We start from the raw sequence: 19,647 nt of genomic DNA, 5'->3' as shown, positions 1-19,647 counted from the left end.
CATTGCGGTGAGGGTTTATTCCTGCTCACCAAATTTAAATTTAATCAGGTCGCGCCGCTCTTTCTTGTCCGGACGGCGGTCCGGATGCGGCATGGTCAGCGCATTCATCTTGCGCGCGAGCGCCACTTTCCCTCGGTTGACGATGCTGGCCTCAGTTTCCTGATACATTTGCTGCGCCTCGTCGGCGCCGCGCCGTTGGCTGGTCAAAGCCAACACGATCACCGTGCGTTCTTCATTTCCCTGACGCAGTTTGATCTCGACGTTAAGCTCGACAATTTTGCTCGGCTTGCCGCGCTGTCCGTTGTAGTGCACCTTGCCGCCGTCAATCATGTCCCGGGCCAGTGCGCGGGTCTTATAGAAACGTGCCGCCCAAAGCCACTTGTCCAGCCGAACGGCTTCGTCGTCCGTTGCTTTTCCTTTCCCTTTCACTTTCATCAATTCCCCCTGGCTAGCGCCGGTATCAACAGGCGGTAATCGCGCATCGATGGGTAATGCTGGAAGGTTTTCTCCGCCATGCTGGAGTCAGGGTTCTGCACACCCAGGCAGTAGCGAATGCCGAAGGTGCGGGCGGCATCCAGAATAGGTTCACCGTCGTCGACAAACAGCGTGCGCTGCGGATCAAAACCGGTATGTTGCTGCACTGCCTGCCACAAACGCTGATCTTCTTTCGGATAACCAAATGTGTGGGTAGAAAGTAATAAATCAAGGTGCCGATCCAAACCGGTATGCTCAATTTTTACCGCCAGGCTGTGTGGATGGGCGTTGGTCAACAAAATAGTCCGGTGACCCGCCGCACGTAATGCCTGTAAAAACGGCTCGGTATCTTCACGCAGACGGGCGCGGCTGCCAACCTCGCTGGTCATGCGGTAAATATCCATGTCCAGCCGTTCGCTCCAGTAATCGAAGCAGTACCAGTTCATGGTGTGCTGTACTGCCAGATATTCCTGGTGAATAATTTCACGCGCTTTATCGAAGGGAATGGCACGCTGCTCGCTCAGGGCCTGTGGCACCAGGCTGAGCCAAAAGTGGCTGTCGAACTCCAGATCGAGCAGGGTACCGTCCATATCCAGCAGCACGGTATCAATCTCACGCCAGTCAAACTCGGGAACCATGAAAACTCCATTGGCGAACCGTCGGCGGTCCGCAGGATAAGAATAATAGCGTTAGCGTAGCATAAGCAAATGACAGGGCGCAGGCCGGCGAATGACTCAGGGCATCGGCCGCAATGACATCGGGGCGAACTGCGGGTTAAAGCAACTTTCGTAGTAGCGCTGGATATCGGCAATCCGGTGCTGATTGCTGCGACGACGCTGTACCAGTCGCCAGGTGTTGTAACCCAAAACCACGGCGACCGTCAGTAGCAACAGGCTGGTGCCGAGATAACGCCACAGGGTGATGATATCCGGCTCGCTGTGCAGCGAAATATGGCGGGTGCCGTTGGCATCGACGCTGATATTGGTGATCACGCCCTGCGCTTCGAACGGCGTATGCAGCAACATACTGGCAAGGCGTTGCAGCTCATTCCATTGGTCAAGCGCGTTGTATTCGTTTAGCGGCACCGTTGGCTGCGGGTGATTCACCAGCTGTTTACCTTCATCGCTACTGATCAGGAATCCGCCGGGCGGTGGGCTGTTGAGTGCGGCGGCGGCCTGCCGGGTTTCACTGTAGACGAATGAGGATGCAGCCACCTTGGTCAGGCTTTCCAGCGATTCGGCACTTACCGGGCGCAATAACACATTCACCCCTTGCAGCGAGCCAGATTTGGCGCGTTTCACCAGAGTGCCCCAGTTTTTGACGTTACCCAGGTTCACCAGTGCGTTCTTCAGCCGGACACAATCATTGTCTGCCTGACACAAATCTTGCGTTTTCAGCACAATATCCGAAAAATCATCCAGCAGGATCATGCCGGATTTTTCGATCGCGCTGGCCAACTGCGGGTTGAGCTTTTGTTCGGTGCCGTCAGGGTGCAACTGGTCATTGACCGTCGCCAGCAGGGCAGAGGCCTTGTCGATGACTTCCGATTCCGGCTGCGGCAGGGGGGCCGCGTTGTTCCAGTAAATGCCTGAGCAGTCGAATGGCATAAAGCTGGAAGAGCGTGTGCCACTGGTTAACGGCGGCACATAGCACATGCCTGTGCCCTGGGCCTTCAGCGTGTCCCCGATGCGCAGCGTTGTGCCTTCCAATGCCTGCACGTTGGTGACTTCTATTTTTTGTGCACCCTGCAGCCAGGCCATGCTCAGCTTGAGCGGCAGACTCAGTGGGATATAGGTCAGCAACAGCAGCAGTACCAGGAGCGAACTGGCCATCAGCACCGCATTTCGGCCCCATTGCTGCAGTGGGAAGTTTCTCACCTCATCGTGCAGCGAAAGGAAGCGTCCCTGTCGCAGCACCTGACGGTTAAGGTAAATATCCACGTCGGTGGTTTTACCCAGATCCTGGGTAACGTAAGGCTGCCAGTGTGGCGGGTAAATCAGATCGATGATGCCGAGTGAAATGTTGCTGATTTGCCCCTGATTGGATTCGCCAAACAGCCCCCAACGCTTGGGGGTGCCCCGCAGGCAGTGCACTTCTTTCAGTTCGCGTGTGGCCGGGCGGCGGAACAGGTTCCAGCAGCCCCAGGCGATCATCAGCACGGCGACGACAATCATCCAGGGGATCACCACCACCGGGCTGATCAGGCTGAAGAACAGCAGCAGCAGGGCGGCCGAGATGATGGCGGCTTCCTTGATACCGTTCGGACGATTGAGTGCGTGTTCTTCCGGCGTTTCCTTGCGGATGTTCACCAGTTCGACGTGCTCGCTCTCTTCCTTGCGAATAGAGGCGTTTTGGTTGGAACTCGCCTTCACCATTGGCGGCAGTGGCCGATCGTGAATATGGTCTTTCAGCGAATGCCCGTTGAGAGAGATCACCAGCGGCAGCGTTTGGGTTTTAATCACTTCCACATGGTTATCGGCGCTGATGTACTGCTCCCAGAACGGCGGCAGATGGACCTCTTCGGCGTCCAGGTAATAGCGCCATTTGTTGGGTTCATCGCTGGCCAGCCCGTAGCGGGTGATCGCGTGGGTGATCGGGTAGACGTTGTCGCTTTGCGGGGTCAGCGCCAGCTTGGCAGAAGGTAATGAGCTGCTGCCGGGCAACAGTTTGTTGCTCAGCTTATTTTGTTGGCCAAGATAGTGCTCAACGGCGGCGCGTTCTTCGCCGGTCAGCTTACGGTGTGTAGGTTTGATAAAAGGCAGCTTACGCGTCAGCAGCGGCTGATTGCGGGCTTTGAACCAAAGATACAGGCCGGCGGCAATCAGGCAGGCAAGCACTAAGGCCAATATCAACACTATTGTGCTCATGCTATCCCCATCCTGTACCCGTGAACCTCACCAACCTGATGAATCGTGGAGTATTATACGCAGTCCAATCACCAAGAGACACCCTGATCCGTGACGGGAAAGCAGATTCTCCGTCGGGATCTCACTTATTGATAAAAATATCCGTCCTACTGTCCTGTCTTACCTGCGTGATGATAGCAACCAGGTTGCACTGTCGATATCGGCATTATCTTATTTTAATGCGTTCTTTTTGCTGGATGAGAACAGAAAAGCGGCGGGTACTGGCTACGCTTGTTAAAAAAAAGTAAATTACTGCTTGTGCTCGTTGCGGCCAAGGTTCTCATTAACGCACAATGTGATCAAGATCGGATTTGGTCAGCGTTTGAACGCATGTGAACTGCGCGTCACGCCAATCATTATTCTGGTTATTCGCGTCATCACGCCTGATGCTGTGGCCTGCCGCTGGATAACTCATTTGAGGCAATCATGGATAAACACCTGCAAAAACCTAAAATTCTGAAAGTGGAAACGGTCGCGCGTTCGCGTTTATTTAACGTTGAGTCGGTCGATCTGGAATTCAGTAACGGTGTACGGCGGGTGTATGAGCGGATGCGGCCCTCAGATCGCGAGGCCGTGATGATTGTGCCGGTGATTGGCGACGATTTACTGCTGATCCGTGAATATGCCGTGGGCACCGAATCGTATGAGCTTGGCTTCCCTAAAGGGTTGATTGACCCGGGTGAAGGCGTGCTGGAAGCGGCTAACCGTGAACTGATGGAAGAGGTCGGCTTTGGCGCAGGTCGCTTTGATTTTCTTAGCAAGCTGACAATGGCGCCGTCGTACTTTTCCAGCAAAATGAATATTGTGCTGGCGCACGATCTTTACCCGCAGAGCCTGGAGGGGGATGAACCGGAACCCTTGCCGCAGGTGCGTTGGCCGATAGCCGACATGATGGCGTTACTGGCAGAGCCTGATTTCCGCGAGGCGCGTAACGTTAGCGCATTGTTCCTCACCGAGGCATTTTTGCGCGGTTCACGTTAGACACTGATGACTCAAAAAAGAAAGGGCCAGAATTTTTCTGGCCCTTTTTGTTAGAACAATTCGTGGCTTTCGCCACCGGGGTCGGTCAGCGTTGTACCGGTATCCCTTGATGGGTAGTCCGTTGGCTGAGTCCCTTCGATAAAGTACTCGGAACGGCTACCGCCGCCACCGCCGGAAAGCTTACCGCTGCTCTTGTCGATGGTGACGCTGATAATGCCCGGTGGTGGGGTAACTTTCTGCTCCGGAATGCCTTCCAGTGCCGTTTTCATAAAGTCATCCCAGGCCGGTTGTGCACTTTTCGCACCGCCTTCGCCGCCGGAAACCTGATCCGGGATCGCACCGGATACCGTTGCACGGCCAAGGTCACGCCGATGGTCATCGAAGCCAATCCATACCGACGTCACGGTATCCGGGCCATAGCCGGAGAACCAGGCGTCTTTTGAACTATTGGTGGTCCCGGTTTTGCCGCCGATATCACGACGTTTCAGATCACGACCTGCACGCCAGGCGGTGCCCATCCAGCCCGGTTCACCGTAGATGTTGCTGTTCAGCGCGTCGTGCATCAGGAATGCCAGCGGGGTGCTGATAACGTGTGGCGCATATTGTCGATCGCCATCCTGCTGAACCTGAGCCGGGGTCACCTGCTCCAGCTGCGGCATTGGCACGTTGCCATTCTTGCCTTCCTGCGACGTCGCGACATTTTCAATATTGTCTTCGGAAAGCACGGCAGAGCGGTGGGTATCACCATAAATCACCGGCAGATTACAGCTGTCGCAGACAATCTTCGGCTTGGTTTCGAACACCGTGTTGCCGTTATCGTCTTCAATCCTTGTGATGAAGTACGGATCCACCAGATAACCGCCGTTGGCCAGCACCGCGTAACCCCGTACCAGCTGCATTGGGGTGAACGAAGCCGAACCCAGCGCCAGTGATTCGGTGTGTACGATGTTTTGTGCCGGGAAGCCGAAACGCTGCAGGTATTCTGCCGCGTAATCGACGCCCATCGCACGCATCGCACGCACCATCACCACGTTCTTCGACTGTCCCAGCCCCTGACGCAGGCGAATCGGGCCGTCGTAGGTTGGCGGTGAGTTCTTCGGTCGCCAGTCGGTACCGGCACCTGGATCCCAACGGGTGATCGGCAGGTCATTCAGGATGGTGGCCAGGGTCAGGCCCTTGTCCATCGCTGCGGTATACAGGAAGGGTTTGATATTGGAACCGACCTGACGCAGTGCCTGAGTGACGCGGTTGAACTTGCTCTGGTTGAAGTCGAACCCGCCGACCAGGGCTTTCACCGCCCCGTCATTCGGGTTGATCGACACCAGGGCCGAGTTGACGTCCGGCACCTGTGACAGCCACCAGTTTTCGCCCACTTTGCGGACCCAAACCTGTTGACCGGCCTGCACCACATCGGTGACGCGTTTCGGCGTTGAGCCCTGCTGCGTGTCGGACTTGTAAGGCCGTGCCCAGCGCATGGTGGACATCGGCAGCGCGACATGACTGCCGTCTGCCATCATGGCCGTGGCTTCTTCGGCGCTGGTTGCGACAATCACCGCCGGCGACAATGGACCGTAGTTAGGCAGATTCTTCAATGAGTCGACGATCTGCTTTTGGTCCCAGGCCGCTTCACCCACTTTCCACAGCACGTTGGACGGGCCGCGGTAGCCGTGGCGCATGTCATACGCCAGCACGTTATTACGTACCGATTCCTGCGCCGCCAACTGGAGCTTCCTGGTGACGGTGGTGTAGACCTTGTAGCCGTCGGTATAAGCATTGTCGCCGTAACGCTTGATCATCTCCTGACGCACCATCTCGGAGAGATAAGGTGCGGAGAAGCTGATTTCCGGCGCATGGTAATTGGCCACCAGCTCTTCACTGCGCGCCTGATCGTACTGCGACTGGGTGATGTAATGCTCATCCAGCATGCGCGACAGCACCACGTTGCGGCGAGCTACGGCGCGATCGTGGGAGTAGAGCGGGTTGAAGGTTGACGGGGCTTTCGGCAAGCCGGCAATGGTCGCCATTTCGCTTAAGCTGAGCTGACTGACGTCTTTACCGAAGTAAACCTGCGCCGCAGCACCCACGCCATAGGCACGATACCCCAGATAGATTTTGTTCAGATACAGTTCGAGGATTTCGTCTTTGGTCAGCATCTGTTCGATGCGTATTGCCAGGAAGGCTTCCTTGATTTTTCGCATCAGGGTACGTTCCGGGCTTAAGAAGAAGTTTCTCGCCAACTGCTGGGTAATGGTACTCGCCCCCTGTGACGCATGGCCTGAGACCAGCGCGATAGAGGCTGCACGGAAGATACCGATAGGATCGACGCCATGATGCTCATAGAAGCGGCTGTCTTCGGTGGCGATAAACGCATGCACCATAACCGGCGGAATTTGGTTCAGTTTTAGCGGAATACGGCGTTTCTCACCGTATTGGGCGATCAATTCGCCGTCGGCGCTGTAAACCTGCATCGGTATTTGCAGCCGCACATCTTTCAGCGTTGCAACGTCAGGCAGCTGTGGCTCGACATATTTGTACAAGCCAAAGATCGAGGCTGCCCCCAACACGATGCAACACACTGCAAGGATTAGTAAATACTTTACGAACTTCACCTGAGATTTCCCATTTTCATGTCATTTGGGCAGTTTATAAACAACCGCGCGGTAGTATAAAGGCAAGCCTGCAACATGGATATGTTCTTTTGTTATCTGACGATATGGAGGTCGGGCGAAATATGTTCACTCAAGCATGGCAGGTGGGACTGGATATACAAAGTCACTGCGTTCGTGCCCTGGCAGCACAACGCCGTCGTAATGGCTGGCAACTGCGTCACTGGTGGCAACAAACGCTGCCGCAACCGGTGCTGCGTGAGGGCTGTCTGGAACAGACCGACGCCCTGATTAAGGCATTACGGCAATGGCGGGTTCAGTTACCAAGACATATTTCCTTACGCATTGCTCTGCCCGCGCAGCGGGTTCTACAGCATCAGATGCCGCTGCCGGACGCCAGGCTGAAAGAGCCGGTACGCGGCGACTACATCACCAACCAGGGGCTGAAACAGTTTCCTCTGGATAGCCAAACATTGGCGCTGGACTACCGCCAGGCACTGCCCGAACATGCGACCCTGCTGCTCACCGCCGCACGTCAGCAAGAGCTGCAACAGTGGCTAAACTGCCTGCGTGAGGCCAATTTGCAGCCTCAGGTGGTTGATATTACCCCTTGCGCGCTGCGTGTAATGGCAGAGGCGGCAGGCGTGTCGGCCGAAGCCGGTTTGCTGCATCGCCTCGATGACGAATGGCTATGGGTGGCCCCGCATCGAGCGGTGTTTGCCTATGGCATCATACCTATAGGGGAAGCTGCAGGGGCAAGTCGGGCGCTGGCGGCGATGAATGCTGCCTGTCCCTCACTCAGTGAACATCAAATTTACTATAGCAGCGTGATGGATGAGTCGCCGCCGCCGGGAAGCCTGCCGTGGTCACCCTTTAGCGCTTTCAGCCAACTTCGGCCCCCGTTACCCGTATTGCCGGCGGCGTTTGTCTTGGCCGGCGGCCTGGCGCTGCGCCCTGAGGATAGCTGATGTATCAGGTTAATCTCTTGCCATGGCGCACACGAGGTCAGCGTCGCCGCTGCGCCTTCTGGTTACGTATGTTCGTATTGCAACTGGTGCTGGTGCTGGCGGTACTGATGGTAGTTTTTGGCTTGCTGAGTCAACAACAGGTACAGCGGTATGAGGCACTGTTAGCGCTGATCGATCAGCAGACAAAACTGACCGATCGTTATCAACAGTTGCAACAGACGATGGCGCGTCTGGCGCGTTTAACCGCGCTGGCACAGCAACATGACAACAACCGGGAGCATAACCGACGTTATCTGCAACTGTTACAACAACTCCCCGTCCTGTTACCTGACCCGCTGTGGCTGATCGCGCTGGAAAGCCACGCGCAAAGTATCACCTTACGGGGCCTTAGCCGGCGCTATGAGGCGGTGCTTCAGTTTGAGCAACAGCTGACGGCGTTACCCCTGTTACAGCGCTACCGACTGGCGGAAGTCGCGCAGCGTCAGGATGGTTTGTTCTCGTTTACGTTGGTGGCGCATTGGGGGCAGGGTGGATAAACCATTGCCGTTTTGGCTGGCAAGAGGGTTGGGGTTGCCGGGGTGGAAGCTGCTGGCCATCCAGTGGCTGGTGTTGGGTGGCCTGATCCTGCTGTTCGGTTTGTTGCTATTGCAAGGGAAATGGCAGCAATTGGCACAGACCGAGGCTGAGCAGCAGCGCCTGACGCAACAAATGAGTCCCTTGTGGGAGCAACTTGCCCGTATGCCGACGCTGGAGCAGGTGAATCAAGACTTGCAGCAGGTCGCTCGTCAGCCTGTCGCCGAGGGGGACCTGGCGGTTGCCTTACAACGGGCAAATGCCGGGCTGCAACGCTGGCAGCAGGATAGCTCACCGCGGCAAACCCTGCGGCTGCATCTCAATTACGGCAGTTTATTAAGACTGTTGGAGAGCCTGCCTGCCAACTTGCGCATTGATCAAATGACCGTTGAAGCGCAGGCGGAAGGGCTGATGGCAAATTTCACTCTCCAGGCAGCTTTGGCAGAGGCTGCGGCGGTGAACCCCAATGAATAAAAGCTATGGGTTCTGGTTGCTGTTGCTGCCTCTAACGCTGATGGCCCAGCCGCAGCCGCGCGATCCTTTCAAACCATTGCCCTTGCCTGACTGCCCGAGCGTGGCGGAGTCACCGGTAAACTGGCAATTGAAAGGCACCATCGGGCAGGCGGCGCTACACCATGCCTGGGTTATCACCACCGCCGGGCAGTGGCTGCGATTAAAACCTCAACAAACCTTATTGGCTGGCCGCTGGCGGGTAGAGCAGGTCCTCGAGGGGCAATTAACGCTGAAGGAGAAACAGGGCGATCCGGCGTGTCCGGTCGCTGAGGATGCCGTGGTATTGACCCTGGGAAACCATAAGGAAGAAAAATGAAAGGATGCCGTTGGCTGGGTGTGTTGCTCTGGAGTGTTGCTATTGCCGGTGCAGCGCAGGACCAGGACCCTATTTCGCTGGAATTTCAGGATGCGCCAGTTGCTTTGGTGTTGCAGGCACTGGCGGATTATCAACAACTGAATGTGGTCACCGCTGCAGGCGTGGGCGGCAACCTGACGCTGAGGTTGGATAACGTGCCCTGGCGCCAGGCGTTGACGGTGATCCTGCGCATGGGGAAGCTGTCCATGACGCTGGAGGGGAATGTGATGATGGTCTCTCCTGAACCCAATGAGCAGGAAAAGCAGCGTCAAAAATTGGCGTTGGCGCAAAAACAACCGCTGCACAGCGTGACTTTGCCGCTGAGCCATGCCGATGCGCAAGAGATTGCTGAAAATCTCAATGCTCAGGGCAGTCTGTTACTGAGTGAGCGTGGCAGCGTGGTCGCGGATAAGCGCACCAACGCTGTTCTGATCCGCGACACTGCACCGGTAGTGGCGCTATTAACCCAGCGGATTGCGGAGATGGACACACCGTTGGCGCAGGTACAATTGGCGGCGCATATCGTCACCATCAACAGCGAGAGTTTACGCGAGCTGGGTGTGCGTTGGGGGCTGGCATCGGATGAGCGGCCGGCAAAGTCATGGCAAATGGACGGCTTTAACGTCGGGTTGCCGCTGGAACGCAGCGCAGTTAGCGCGGGTTTTCATCTGGCGCGGATCGGTGGGCGATTACTGGATCTGGAACTGATGGCGCTGGAGCAGGAGAACCGGGTGGAAATCATCGCCAGTCCGCGCCTGCTGACCGCGAACCTGCAAACCGCCAGCATTAAACAGGGGACCGAAATTCCCTATGAGGTAAATAGCGGCTCCAGCGGGGCGACGTCGATGGAATTCAAGGAGGCGGTGCTGGGCATGGAGGTGACGCCGAAAGTTTTGCCCAATGGCCGTATCACCCTGACCCTGCAAATCAGCCAGAACATGCCCGGGCGTTCAATCAGCCGTGCGGCAGGCGAGACGTTGGCGATAGATAAACAGGAGATCAAAACCCAGGTGACGCTCAAAGATGGCGAAACCGTTGTTTTAGGTGGTGTATTTCAACGTCATAGCGCCGAGGGCGCAGACAAGGTACCCGGAATCAGCGACGTACCCTTGCTGGGATCCTTGTTCAAACAGAGCAGCAAACAGCATAAACGACGCGAGCTGGTGATATTCATTACTCCGACATTGATTAAGGCCTGAGCAACCGGGTGTGCGGTTCGTGGGAAATCGCCTAAAGTTGATGAGCAGATGCACTTTTTTATCACCTTCGGGGCATCTGCGTTTGACGCTGCGACCGATTTAGCTTACAAGGGTTACCGAATTGAGCACCGAGGTTTTTTTGTTAGCGCCAAGACGCCGTTAAAAACGTATGGTTTCCCTCCTGCGGCGTGGATTGCGATTTATTCGGTTGCCAAACTACCAAGAGTGTTGAGATAATTTTCCGTCTGATCTCGCACTATCGTTCATGAGGTTTCAGTTTAGGTCCCGCCGCTGATTTGATTGGCGGGGCGGGTTAACATTAACGAATTGTCTTAGTAATACCGAAAAACATGGCAGAGAAACGCAATATCTTTCTGGTTGGGCCTATGGGTGCCGGCAAAAGCACTATTGGCCGTCAGTTAGCTCAGCAACTCAATATGGAGTTTTTCGACTCCGATCAAGAAATTGAGCGACGTACCGGAGCTGACGTGGGCTGGGTATTCGACGTGGAAGGTGAAGAAGGTTTCCGCGATCGTGAAGAAAAAGTCATTAATGAACTGACGGAAAAGCAAGGCATCGTGCTGGCTACCGGCGGTGGTTCGGTTAAATCGCGTGAAACGCGTAACCGTCTGTCGGCGCGTGGCGTAGTGGTGTACCTGGAAACCACTATCGAGAAGCAATTGGCCCGTACCCAGCGCGACAAAAAACGTCCGCTGCTGCAGGTTGATTCTCCTCCGCGTGAAGTGCTTGAAGCGCTGGCGAAAGAGCGCAATCCGTTGTACGAAGAAATTGCAGATGTCACCATCCGCACCGACGATCAAAGCGCTAAAGTGGTTGCCAACCAGATTATCAACATGCTGGAAAGTAACTGATTGCGGTTTCCGTGTTCGCCACGGCAAATGCGGAAAGACTGATTGTGTTCCCCGCAGTAGCGGGGATAAACCACATTGAGAACTGAGCGCGACATGGAGAGAATTACCGTAACGCTTGGGGAGCGCAGCTACCCGATAACCATAGCCGCCGGATTGTTTAACGATCCGGCTTCTTTTATGCCGCTGAAGGCGGGTGAACAGGTCATGCTGGTCACCAACCAAACCCTGGCACCACTCTATCTGGACAACGTCCGGAAGGTGCTGGAGCAGGCCGGCGTCATGGTGGATCAGGTGATTTTACCTGATGGCGAACAGTATAAATCCCTTGCCGTGCTTGAGCAGGTGTTCTCGGCACTGTTGGAAAAGCCGCACGGTCGTGATACCACGCTGATTGCCCTCGGGGGCGGCGTGGTAGGCGATCTTACCGGCTTTGCCGCCGCTTGTTATCAGCGCGGTGTCCGCTTTATTCAGGTCCCTACCACGCTGCTGTCGCAGGTGGACTCTTCCGTTGGCGGTAAAACCGCCGTCAATCATCCGCTCGGTAAAAACATGATCGGCGCTTTCTATCAACCCGCTTCGGTGGTGGTTGATCTGGATTGCCTGAAAACCTTGCCTGCGCGTGAACTCTCCTCTGGTTTGGCTGAGGTGATCAAGTACGGGATTATTCTCGATCGCGATTTCTTCGTCTGGCTGGAAAACAATATCGATGCCTTGGTGGCGTTGGATATGCAGGCCCTGGCCTACTGTATCCGCCGCTGCTGCGAGCTGAAGGCCGAGGTGGTTGCCGCTGATGAACGTGAAAGCGGTCTGCGCGCGCTGCTGAATCTGGGCCATACTTACGGCCATGCGATCGAAGCCGAAATGGGCTATGGTGTATGGCTGCATGGTGAAGCCGTTGCTGCCGGTATGGTAATGGCGGCAGAAACTGCGCACCGTCTCGGTCAGTTCTCAAGTGAAGATATTGAACGCATTAAAGCACTGTTGTTGCGCGCCGGTTTACCGGTGTGTGGCCCGCAGGAAATGGCCCCGGGATCTTATCTGCCGCATATGATGCGCGATAAGAAAGTACTGGCCGGTGAATTGCGCCTGGTACTGCCGACGGCCATTGGCCAGGCGGAGGTCCGTGGCGGAGTGGGGCATGATATGGTGCTTGCTTCGATCGCAGCTTGCCTTCCCGAACGGAATGCCTAAGTAAATCGGACGAAGTAACAGTGGCTTAGCCGCCGTTTACATCTATATTAATAATGTGCAAAGCCTGACTGGCGTCGCTTTGCCATCATCGGGTTAATCTGCTCGTGCCACGGTAGGTCTACAGTGGTGGGCTTTTGCCTCTAGTTGGAGGGTTTCAGATGGATGAGTTTAAACCGGAAGACGATCTCAGACCTGATAGCAGCGATCGTCGTCCTGCACGTTCGCGTAAACCGGCTCCGGGACCGCGTTTTGCCGTTTCGCGTCAGCATTTAATGATTGGTATCGGTATTCTGGTGTTGTTGCTGTTGATTATCGGCATTGGCTCGGCGTTGAAGGCGCCAACCAAGCATGAAGCAGCACAGGAAAGCGCGCAGAATGGCGCAGCCAAGGACATTAATCTGTCCGGCTCTTCGTCGCTGACTGCCGGTAATACCGGTGTTCCGGGCGGAACCACGGATACCAATGACAATAACGGTGTGAGCAGCAGCTCGCAGCCGCAAACCGTCAGCGTTCCACCGATCTCCAGCACCCCGACGGAAGCGCAATCGCAGCCAGCACAGGGCGGCGCACAGCAGCGTGTCGATCTGCCGGGCAATATGTCGGATGCACTGTCGGCGCAACAGGGTCAGGTTGATGCGGCAACGCAGGGCATGAGTGGTCCAGCTTCAACGCTGCCAACGGCACCGGCTACCCTGATGAATGGCGCAGCGGCGAAAGAAGCCGTACGTCCGGTTCAGGGCACTGCGCCACAGCAACATAAAACACCGGCAAAAACCGCCAGCAAACCGGCGGCCACGGGCACACAGCATAAATCGCCAACCACGGTGTATACCCCGGCACCTGCCTCTTCCGCTAAAGCGGGAGCAGCAAGTACCAAGGCTGAAGCCGTTAGCGGCAGCGGCGGTTCGCTGCAGTCTGCACCGGCAAGCCATTACACTCTGCAACTGAGCAGTGCTTCGCGTTCCGATACGCTGAACGCCTACGCCAAGCAGCAGAAATTACAGCATTATCTGGTGTATTCGACTAAACGTGACGGTAAACCTTGGTACGTGCTGGTGAGTGGCAACTATGCTTCCTCAGCAGAAGCCAAGCGCGCAATTGCGACGCTGCCGGCGGATGTTCAGGCGAAAAAACCATGGGTTCGACCTGTACGCCAGGTACAGCAGGATCTGAAAAAGTAACCCGATATATTTCAAGCTGCATTCAGGCATTGTAGGGGCGCACGTGCTGCGCCCCTGTTACTCAGGGCGAACAGAGCCGCCCGTGACCGATGACTGGAGTGGCCTGCGGACAGGCCGAATAACTGTGCGCGGCCAGGGGTGTTGCGGCTTGAAGGATGAAGGGTATCAATCACTTAAATTTGTGCGCTGATGTGCTGTCTGAAACAGAGTACAATCCGCCGCTCTGAATTGTATAATAAGTAGCTAATTGACGGCATGAAGAAAAACCGCGCTTTTTTAAAATGGGCTGGTGGAAAATACCCGCTGGTGGACGAGATCCGTCGTCACCTACCAGCAGGCGACTGCTTAATCGAGCCCTTCGTGGGTGCGGGTTCAGTCTTCCTGAACACGGAATACGACGCCTATATTCTCGCCGACATCAACAGCGATCTTATTAACCTGTATAACATCGTTAAACTGCGTACGGATGACTTCGTGCGTGATGCCCGCCTGCTTTTCACCGATGAATTCAATAAGTCAGAACAGTTTTACCTGCTGCGCGAAGAGTTTAATACTAGTGCCGATGCCTATCGTCGCGCGCTGCTGTTTCTTTATCTGAACCGCCACTGTTATAACGGCCTGTGCCGATATAACCTGCGTGGAGAGTTCAACGTCCCGTTTGGACGTTACAAGAAACCGTACTTCCCGGAGGACGAGCTGTACTGGTTCGCTGAAAAATCCCGCAACGCCACTTTTGTCTGTGAGCATTACCGCGATACCATGGCAAAAGCTGAGCGCGGTACCGTGGTGTATTGCGATCCGCCGTATGCGCCTCTATCGGCGACGGCGAATTTTACCGCCTACCACACCAACAGCTTTAGCATGGCCGACCAGCAGAGCCTGGCGCTGATGGCGCATCAGCTTTCGGTAGAAAACCAGGTGCCGGTATTGATTTCCAACCATGATACCGAGCTGACGCGCGACTGGTACCAGCACGCGTCGCTGTACGTAGTGAAGGCGCGCCGCACCATCAGCCGTAATATTCTTGGTCGCAGCAAAGTGAATGAGCTTTTGGCGCTGTATCGTTAAACCGGGGTTACGCCCCGGCGTATAACAATTCGAACCCTACGTTTGGAGATAGCGGATGAAAAAATTTTTGATTGCCCCGTCCATTTTGTCAGCAGACTTTGCCCGTCTGGGTGAAGATACTGCCAACGTGCTGGCCGCAGGCGGCGACGTAGTGCACTTTGACGTAATGGATAACCACTACGTTCCTAATCTGACCATCGGGCCGATGGTTTGTCAGGCACTGCGTAATTACGGCATCACCGCACCGATTGACGTTCACCTGATGGTGAAACCGGTCGACCGCATTGTGCCGGACTTCGCTGCAGCGGGCGCCAGTTACATATCTTTCCATCCGGAAGCCTCCGAACACGTCGATCGCACCATTCAATTGATTAAAGAGCACGGCTGTAAAGCCGGCCTGGTGTTCAATCCGGCAACGCCGCTCAGCTACCTTGATTACGTGATGGATAAAGTCGACGTGATCCTGCTGATGTCGGTTAACCCTGGCTTTGGCGGGCAGTCGTTTATCCACGGTACTCTGGATAAGCTGCGTCAGGTGCGCAAACTGATCGACGAAAGCGGTCGTGATATCCGCCTGGAAGTGGATGGTGGCGTTAAGGTCGACAATATCGCCGAGATTGCTGCCGCGGGCGCAGACATGTTTGTCGCCGGTTCAGCCATCTTCAGCAAGCCAGATTATCGTCGGGTGATTGACGAAATGCGCAGTGAGTTGGCGAAGGTGACGCATGGCTGATTTCAGCGCGATCCGTGCTCTGGCCTTTGATCTCGATGGCACGCTGGTCGACAGCGCGCCGGGGCTGGCCGCCGCGATCGATCTGGCGCTGGCAGAAATGGACCTGCCGCAGGCCGGTGAGGCCCGGGTGGGCACCTGGATTGGTAATGGTGCCGACGTGCTGGTGCAGCGTGCGCTGCGCTGGGCCGAAGTGGAAGCCACGCCGGAACATTGCCAACAGCTTCGCGAGCGCTTCGATCATTTCTATGCGCAAACCGTCGACAGCGGCAGTCGCCTGTTCCCACAGGTGAAAGAAACCCTGGCTCAACTGGCTGCGCAAAATTACCCGATGGCGCTGGTGACCAACAAGCCAACGCCGTTTGTTGCGCCGTTGCTGGCCGCATTGGGCATTATTGATTACTTCTCGCTGATTATCGGCGGTGACGACGTGGTGGAAAAGAAACCGCACCCGGCGCCCCTGTATCTGGTCCTCGGCAAGCTTGGCCTGCGCGCCAACGAGTTGCTGTTTGTCGGCGACTCCCGCAATGATATTCAGGCGGCACAGGGGGCAGGTTGCCCAAGCGCCGCGCTGACTTACGGTTATAACTACGGCGAGGCCATTGCCCTGAGCCATCCCGACCGCGTGTTGGAGCGCTTTGCCGATTTGTTGCCCGCTCTTGGGCTGTCATCTTTAGAGAATCAGGAAATTTAAACATGAGTAAGCCCATCGTATTTAGCGGCGCGCAACCGTCCGGTGAACTGACCATTGGCAACTACATGGGTGCACTGCGTCAGTGGGAAAAAATGCAGGATGATTACGACTGCATCTACTGCATCGTTGACCTGCATGCGATCACCGTACGTCAGGATGCAGAAAAATTGCGTAAAGCCACGCTCGATACGCTGGCGCTGTATCTGGCCTGTGGTATCGATCCGCAAAAAAGCACCATCTTCGTGCAGTCGCACGTACCGGAACACACGCAGCTGAGCTGGGTGTTGAACTGCTACACCTATTTCGGCGAACTGAGCCGCATGACCCAGTTCAAGGACAAGTCCACCCGTTACGCGGAAAACATTAACGCCGGTCTGTTCAGCTACCCGGTATTGATGGCGGCGGATATCCTGCTGTACCAGACCAACCAGGTGCCGGTCGGCGAAGACCAGAAACAGCATCTGGAGTTGAGCCGTGACATCGGTCAGCGTTTCAACGCGCTGTACGGTGACGTGTTTAAAGTGCCTGAGCCGTTTATTCCCAAGTCCGGCGCCCGCGTGATGTCGCTGCAAGAGCCGACCAAGAAGATGTCCAAGTCGGACGATAACCGCAATAACGTGATCGGCCTGCTGGAAGATCCGAAAGCGGTGGCTAAAAAGATCAAACGCGCGATGACCGACTCGGAAGAGCCGCCAGTGGTGCGTTATGACGTGGTGAACAAGGCGGGGGTATCCAACCTGTTGGATATTCTCTCCGGCGTGACCGGCAAGAGCATTGCTCAGTTGGAAGCCGAGTTTGAAGGGCAGATGTACGGCCACCTGAAAGGTGCCGTCGCTGACGCGGTATCCGGCATGCTGGGTGAACTGCAGGAGCGCTATCATCGTTTCCGTAATGACGAAGCCCTGCTGCAGCAGGTGATGCGTGATGGCGCTGCCAAGGCCCGTGCGCGCGCTCAGGAAACGCTGGCGAAGGTTTACCAGGCGGTTGGCTTTGTCTCACCGCAGTAACGTTTGACTCATAAAAAAGCGGCCACCGGCCGCTTTTTTTACGTCTGTATCAGGCCATTTGCGCCAGTGGTTCCGGTGGCTCCTGGCTTGAGAACCAGTTCAGCTTGCTGCGCAGGCTGACTACGCTACCGACGATGATTAAACTTGGGCTGGCAGCCTGTAAGGCCAGCGTCCCCAGTTGGCTTAATTCCCCTTCGATCACTCGTTGGCGGCAAGAAGTGCCGTTTTCTACCAACGCCACCGGCGTAGCGGCTGGCATGCCGTGCGCGAGCAGTTGGTGCTGGATCTCTGCCGCCTGTGTCAGACCCATGTAAAACACCAGCGTCTGCTGCCCGGCTGCCAGCGTTGACCAGTCCAGTCCGCCGTCACTCTTGGCGTGGCCGGTCACCAGCCGCACGCTCTGGGCGTGGTCGCGATGGGTGAGGGGAATGCCGCTGTAGGCCGAACAACCGGAGGCGGCGGTAATGCCCGGCACCACCGAGAACGGAATATTGGCCGCGGCCAACGTTTCCAGTTCTTCACCGCCGCGGCCGAAGATAAAGGGATCGCCGCCTTTCAGGCGCACCACGCGTTTACCCAACTGGGCTTGTTGCAACAGGATTTGATTGATTTCCTCCTGGGGTACGCAGTGATGGCCCGCGCGTTTGCCGACAAAAATGCGTTCGGCGTCGCGGCGCACCAGCGTCATGACTTCATCGGATACCAGCCGGTCGTAAACCACCACGTCAGCCTGCTGGATCTGCTGCAGGCCTTTCAGCGTCAGCAAACCGGCATCGCCCGGCCCGGCCCCCACCAGCACCACTTCGCCGCACTCTTGCGGTTGATGGCTAAACAGTTGCTCAATTTGCTGCTCCGCCAGCGCTACGTCATTATTGGCCAGCGACTGAGCCAGCCGATCATGGGCAAACAGCTTTTCCCAAAAACGGCGGCGTGAGCCTATGTCGCTGAAGTGCTTTTTCACCCGCTGACGCAGTGAACCGCCCAACTGTGCCAACTTGCCAAGATGTTGGGGCAGCACGGCCTCCAGCTTTTCACGCATCAGTCGTGCCAGCACTGGGGCTTTCCCACCGGAGGACACCGCGACCATAATTGGCGAGCGATCGATAATCGACGGCATGATAAAGCTGGCGCGCTTTGGATCATCGACCACGTTGCAGAACACCCGCTGTTGGTTGGCGCACTGATACACCAGCGCATTGACCTCGAGGCGATCGGTAGCGGCGATCACCAGCCACTTTTCCGTCAGTAACTCTGCACTGAATTCACCTTCCGTCAGTGTGACCCGGCCCTGAGCCGCCCACTCGTGGAACTGCGGGTTGAAGGCACAGGCATTGACGGTCAACATCGCACCGGCATCCAGCAGCAGGCGAGCTTTGCGCTCGGCAATCTCACCGCCACCGACCAGCAGGCAGGCTTTGTGTTGCAGTTGGCAGAAAATCGGCAGGTAATCCATCGGCACTCCTCGGGGCAATCAGCAGTGGGGCGCAAGGCGCCCCTGAATATTATGCAGTCTGACGCGCAGCAGCTTTCTCAGCCTGTGGCCGTTCGGCACGTGGTGTGGCGTACCAGTAACCCAGGCCCATCAGCACGGCACCGGACAGGATATTCCCCAACGTTACCCACAGCAGATTATGGCCGATCCCGCTCAGGGTATAGGCCTCGCTGTGATGACCGAACCAGGACAGAGCGAACAGCGTCATATTGGCGACCGAGTGTTCATAGCCGGACGCGATAAAGGCCAGCAGGCACCACCAGATGGCGATGAATTTGGCGGCACCCTCAACGCGGATGGCCATCCAAATCGCCAGGCAGACCAGCCAGTTACACAGCACACCCTTGAAGAACAGCACTTCTGCCGGGGCGGTGGTTTTTGCCAGCGCGGCGGTATGCACCAGGCTGGTGTCCACCGACAGCAGGCTACCGCCACCGTAATAGTACATCAGTGCGACCAGCACCGAGCCCAACAGGTTGCCCAGCCAGGTTTGCGGCAAGACGGTCCACATCTGGCCCTGCGTGATGGTACCGGCTTTGACGCCCAGCGTCAGGAACATGGTATGGCCGGTGAACAGCTCCGAACCGGCAATGATCACCAACGTCAGCGCGATGCCGAAGGTGGCCCCCATCACCAGCGGACGGAGGGACGGATCGACCAGATTGCCGAGGGTGAAGATCAAAATGATGCCGAGGCCGACGTAGGCCCCGGCCATCGCCGAGCTGATCCAAAAGCCCAGCGGGCTGTGCTTCGCCAGCCTGACGATGCGCGCCGCGTTGGTGGCACATTTGTTGATGGTATCGGTGAACATGCTGCTTCCCCTGAGGTTAAAGTGAA

General features: G+C 56.3%; 19 protein-coding genes. 13 read left to right on the top strand and 6 right to left on the bottom strand.

What is annotated here, in order from left to right:
* Nucleotides 1-15: 15 nt before the first annotated feature.
* The 3 genes from hslR to F8R23_RS19400 form a co-directional block, all read right to left on the bottom strand.
* The gene (gene hslR / locus F8R23_RS19410) at nucleotides 16-435 is read right to left on the bottom strand and encodes a ribosome-associated heat shock protein Hsp15 (protein WP_129939098.1); all 420 of its coding nucleotides are present in this window, start codon (nucleotides 433-435) and stop codon (nucleotides 16-18) included.
* The gene (gene yrfG, locus F8R23_RS19405; RefSeq protein ID WP_099063506.1) at nucleotides 435-1,112 is read right to left on the bottom strand and encodes a GMP/IMP nucleotidase; all 678 of its coding nucleotides are present in this window, start codon (nucleotides 1,110-1,112) and stop codon (nucleotides 435-437) included. Before yrfG ends, hslR begins: the two co-directional genes overlap by 1 nt.
* A 96-nt stretch (nucleotides 1,113-1,208) precedes the next feature.
* Complete coding sequence (locus F8R23_RS19400; RefSeq protein WP_129939097.1) at nucleotides 1,209-3,341, bottom strand: intracellular growth attenuator family protein; 2,133 nt, start codon at nucleotides 3,339-3,341, stop codon at nucleotides 1,209-1,211.
* 465 nt (nucleotides 3,342-3,806) lie between these two features.
* On the opposite strand from F8R23_RS19400, the gene nudE reads away from it, so the two are divergent.
* Nucleotides 3,807-4,361 (top strand): ADP compounds hydrolase NudE, encoded by a 555-nt coding sequence (gene nudE / locus F8R23_RS19395; RefSeq protein WP_085119817.1) that lies wholly within the window; start codon nucleotides 3,807-3,809, stop codon nucleotides 4,359-4,361.
* Nucleotides 4,362-4,411: 50 nt separating this feature from the next.
* On the opposite strand, the gene mrcA is transcribed toward nudE, so the two are convergent.
* Nucleotides 4,412-6,970, bottom strand: coding sequence for a peptidoglycan glycosyltransferase/peptidoglycan DD-transpeptidase MrcA (gene mrcA, locus F8R23_RS19390; protein ID WP_129936963.1), 2,559 nt, complete (start codon nucleotides 6,968-6,970; stop codon nucleotides 4,412-4,414).
* A 122-nt stretch (nucleotides 6,971-7,092) separates the two neighbouring features.
* Here mrcA and pilM point away from each other — a divergent pair, with 122 nt between their 5' ends.
* The 12 genes from pilM to trpS all read left to right on the top strand — a co-directional run bounded on the left by pilM (nucleotide 7,093) and on the right by trpS (nucleotide 17,318).
* Nucleotides 7,093-7,935, top strand: a complete 843-nt coding sequence (gene pilM / locus F8R23_RS19385; RefSeq protein WP_129936962.1) for a type IV pilus biogenesis protein PilM — start codon at nucleotides 7,093-7,095, stop codon at nucleotides 7,933-7,935.
* Nucleotides 7,935-8,471: a PilN domain-containing protein gene (locus F8R23_RS19380; protein WP_129939095.1), complete on the top strand. Its 537-nt coding sequence runs from the start codon at nucleotides 7,935-7,937 to the stop codon at nucleotides 8,469-8,471. The genes pilM and F8R23_RS19380 overlap by 1 nt, the downstream gene beginning before the upstream one ends.
* Nucleotides 8,464-8,982, top strand: a complete 519-nt coding sequence (locus tag F8R23_RS19375) for a hypothetical protein (protein ID WP_129936960.1) — start codon at nucleotides 8,464-8,466, stop codon at nucleotides 8,980-8,982. Before F8R23_RS19380 ends, F8R23_RS19375 begins: the two co-directional genes overlap by 8 nt.
* Nucleotides 8,975-9,337 carry a DNA utilization family protein gene (locus tag F8R23_RS19370; protein WP_112349118.1) on the top strand — a complete coding sequence of 121 codons (363 nt, stop codon included), beginning with the start codon at nucleotides 8,975-8,977 and terminating at the stop codon, nucleotides 9,335-9,337. Before F8R23_RS19375 ends, F8R23_RS19370 begins: the two co-directional genes overlap by 8 nt.
* Nucleotides 9,334-10,575: a DNA uptake porin HofQ gene (gene hofQ, locus F8R23_RS19365; RefSeq protein WP_129936959.1), complete on the top strand. Its 1,242-nt coding sequence runs from the start codon at nucleotides 9,334-9,336 to the stop codon at nucleotides 10,573-10,575. The genes F8R23_RS19370 and hofQ overlap by 4 nt, the downstream gene beginning before the upstream one ends.
* A 350-nt stretch (nucleotides 10,576-10,925) precedes the next feature.
* Entirely contained in the window at nucleotides 10,926-11,447 is a 522-nt protein-coding gene (aroK, locus tag F8R23_RS19360; RefSeq protein ID WP_004391482.1) for a shikimate kinase AroK, read from the top strand.
* Nucleotides 11,448-11,540: 93 nt separating this feature from the next.
* On the top strand, nucleotides 11,541-12,638 hold the full coding sequence (gene aroB / locus F8R23_RS19355) for a 3-dehydroquinate synthase (RefSeq protein WP_099063514.1): 1,098 nt from the start codon (nucleotides 11,541-11,543) through the stop codon (nucleotides 12,636-12,638).
* A gap of 158 nt (nucleotides 12,639-12,796) precedes the next feature.
* Nucleotides 12,797-13,819 (top strand): SPOR domain-containing protein, encoded by a 1,023-nt coding sequence (locus tag F8R23_RS19350; protein WP_151415907.1) that lies wholly within the window; start codon nucleotides 12,797-12,799, stop codon nucleotides 13,817-13,819.
* A gap of 255 nt (nucleotides 13,820-14,074) precedes the next feature.
* On the top strand, nucleotides 14,075-14,887 hold the full coding sequence (gene dam / locus F8R23_RS19345; RefSeq protein WP_129936958.1) for an adenine-specific DNA-methyltransferase: 813 nt from the start codon (nucleotides 14,075-14,077) through the stop codon (nucleotides 14,885-14,887).
* Nucleotides 14,888-14,942: 55 nt separating this feature from the next.
* Complete coding sequence (rpe, locus tag F8R23_RS19340; protein WP_085119807.1) at nucleotides 14,943-15,620, top strand: ribulose-phosphate 3-epimerase; 678 nt, start codon at nucleotides 14,943-14,945, stop codon at nucleotides 15,618-15,620.
* The gene (locus F8R23_RS19335; RefSeq protein WP_129936956.1) at nucleotides 15,613-16,311 is read left to right on the top strand and encodes a phosphoglycolate phosphatase; all 699 of its coding nucleotides are present in this window, start codon (nucleotides 15,613-15,615) and stop codon (nucleotides 16,309-16,311) included. The genes rpe and F8R23_RS19335 overlap by 8 nt, the downstream gene beginning before the upstream one ends.
* Before the next feature lie 2 nt (nucleotides 16,312-16,313).
* Entirely contained in the window at nucleotides 16,314-17,318 is a 1,005-nt protein-coding gene (gene trpS, locus F8R23_RS19330) for a tryptophan--tRNA ligase (protein ID WP_129939094.1), read from the top strand.
* Nucleotides 17,319-17,367: 49 nt separating this feature from the next.
* Here the strand turns inward: trpS and cysG are convergent, their stop codons facing one another.
* Both cysG and nirC read right to left on the bottom strand, forming a co-directional pair.
* Nucleotides 17,368-18,771: a siroheme synthase CysG gene (gene cysG, locus F8R23_RS19325; protein ID WP_151415906.1), complete on the bottom strand. Its 1,404-nt coding sequence runs from the start codon at nucleotides 18,769-18,771 to the stop codon at nucleotides 17,368-17,370.
* 49 nt (nucleotides 18,772-18,820) lie between these two features.
* Nucleotides 18,821-19,621 (bottom strand): nitrite transporter NirC, encoded by an 801-nt coding sequence (gene nirC / locus F8R23_RS19320; RefSeq protein WP_129939092.1) that lies wholly within the window; start codon nucleotides 19,619-19,621, stop codon nucleotides 18,821-18,823.
* Nucleotides 19,622-19,647 lie beyond the last annotated feature (26 nt).

It is taken from the genome of Serratia proteamaculans (genome assembly GCF_008830365.1).
GTDB classification, from domain to species: domain Bacteria; phylum Pseudomonadota; class Gammaproteobacteria; order Enterobacterales; family Enterobacteriaceae; genus Serratia; species Serratia proteamaculans.
The sequence above is the reverse complement of the archived record's forward strand: the minus strand, read 5'-3'. Positions and strand labels throughout refer to the sequence as shown.

Bases quoted from the DNA above. Each gene is read 5' to 3' on its own strand.
- hslR (WP_129939098.1), bottom strand. From the start codon at position 435: ATGAAAGTGAAAGGGAAAGGAAAAGCAACGGACGACGAAGCCGTTCGG.
- yrfG (WP_099063506.1), bottom strand. From the start codon at position 1,112: ATGGTTCCCGAGTTTGACTGGCGTGAGATTGATACCGTGCTGCTGGAT.
- F8R23_RS19400 (WP_129939097.1), bottom strand. From the start codon at position 3,341: ATGAGCACAATAGTGTTGATATTGGCCTTAGTGCTTGCCTGCCTGATT.
- nudE (WP_085119817.1), top strand. From the start codon at position 3,807: ATGGATAAACACCTGCAAAAACCTAAAATTCTGAAAGTGGAAACGGTC.
- pilM (WP_129936962.1), top strand. From the start codon at position 7,093: ATGTTCACTCAAGCATGGCAGGTGGGACTGGATATACAAAGTCACTGC.
- F8R23_RS19380 (WP_129939095.1), top strand. From the start codon at position 7,935: ATGTATCAGGTTAATCTCTTGCCATGGCGCACACGAGGTCAGCGTCGC.
- F8R23_RS19370 (WP_112349118.1), top strand. From the start codon at position 8,975: ATGAATAAAAGCTATGGGTTCTGGTTGCTGTTGCTGCCTCTAACGCTG.
- hofQ (WP_129936959.1), top strand. From the start codon at position 9,334: ATGAAAGGATGCCGTTGGCTGGGTGTGTTGCTCTGGAGTGTTGCTATT.
- aroK (WP_004391482.1), top strand. From the start codon at position 10,926: ATGGCAGAGAAACGCAATATCTTTCTGGTTGGGCCTATGGGTGCCGGC.
- aroB (WP_099063514.1), top strand. From the start codon at position 11,541: ATGGAGAGAATTACCGTAACGCTTGGGGAGCGCAGCTACCCGATAACC.
- F8R23_RS19350 (WP_151415907.1), top strand. From the start codon at position 12,797: ATGGATGAGTTTAAACCGGAAGACGATCTCAGACCTGATAGCAGCGAT.
- dam (WP_129936958.1), top strand. From the start codon at position 14,075: ATGAAGAAAAACCGCGCTTTTTTAAAATGGGCTGGTGGAAAATACCCG.
- rpe (WP_085119807.1), top strand. From the start codon at position 14,943: ATGAAAAAATTTTTGATTGCCCCGTCCATTTTGTCAGCAGACTTTGCC.
- F8R23_RS19335 (WP_129936956.1), top strand. From the start codon at position 15,613: ATGGCTGATTTCAGCGCGATCCGTGCTCTGGCCTTTGATCTCGATGGC.
- trpS (WP_129939094.1), top strand. From the start codon at position 16,314: ATGAGTAAGCCCATCGTATTTAGCGGCGCGCAACCGTCCGGTGAACTG.
- cysG (WP_151415906.1), bottom strand. From the start codon at position 18,771: ATGGATTACCTGCCGATTTTCTGCCAACTGCAACACAAAGCCTGCCTG.
- nirC (WP_129939092.1), bottom strand. From the start codon at position 19,621: ATGTTCACCGATACCATCAACAAATGTGCCACCAACGCGGCGCGCATC.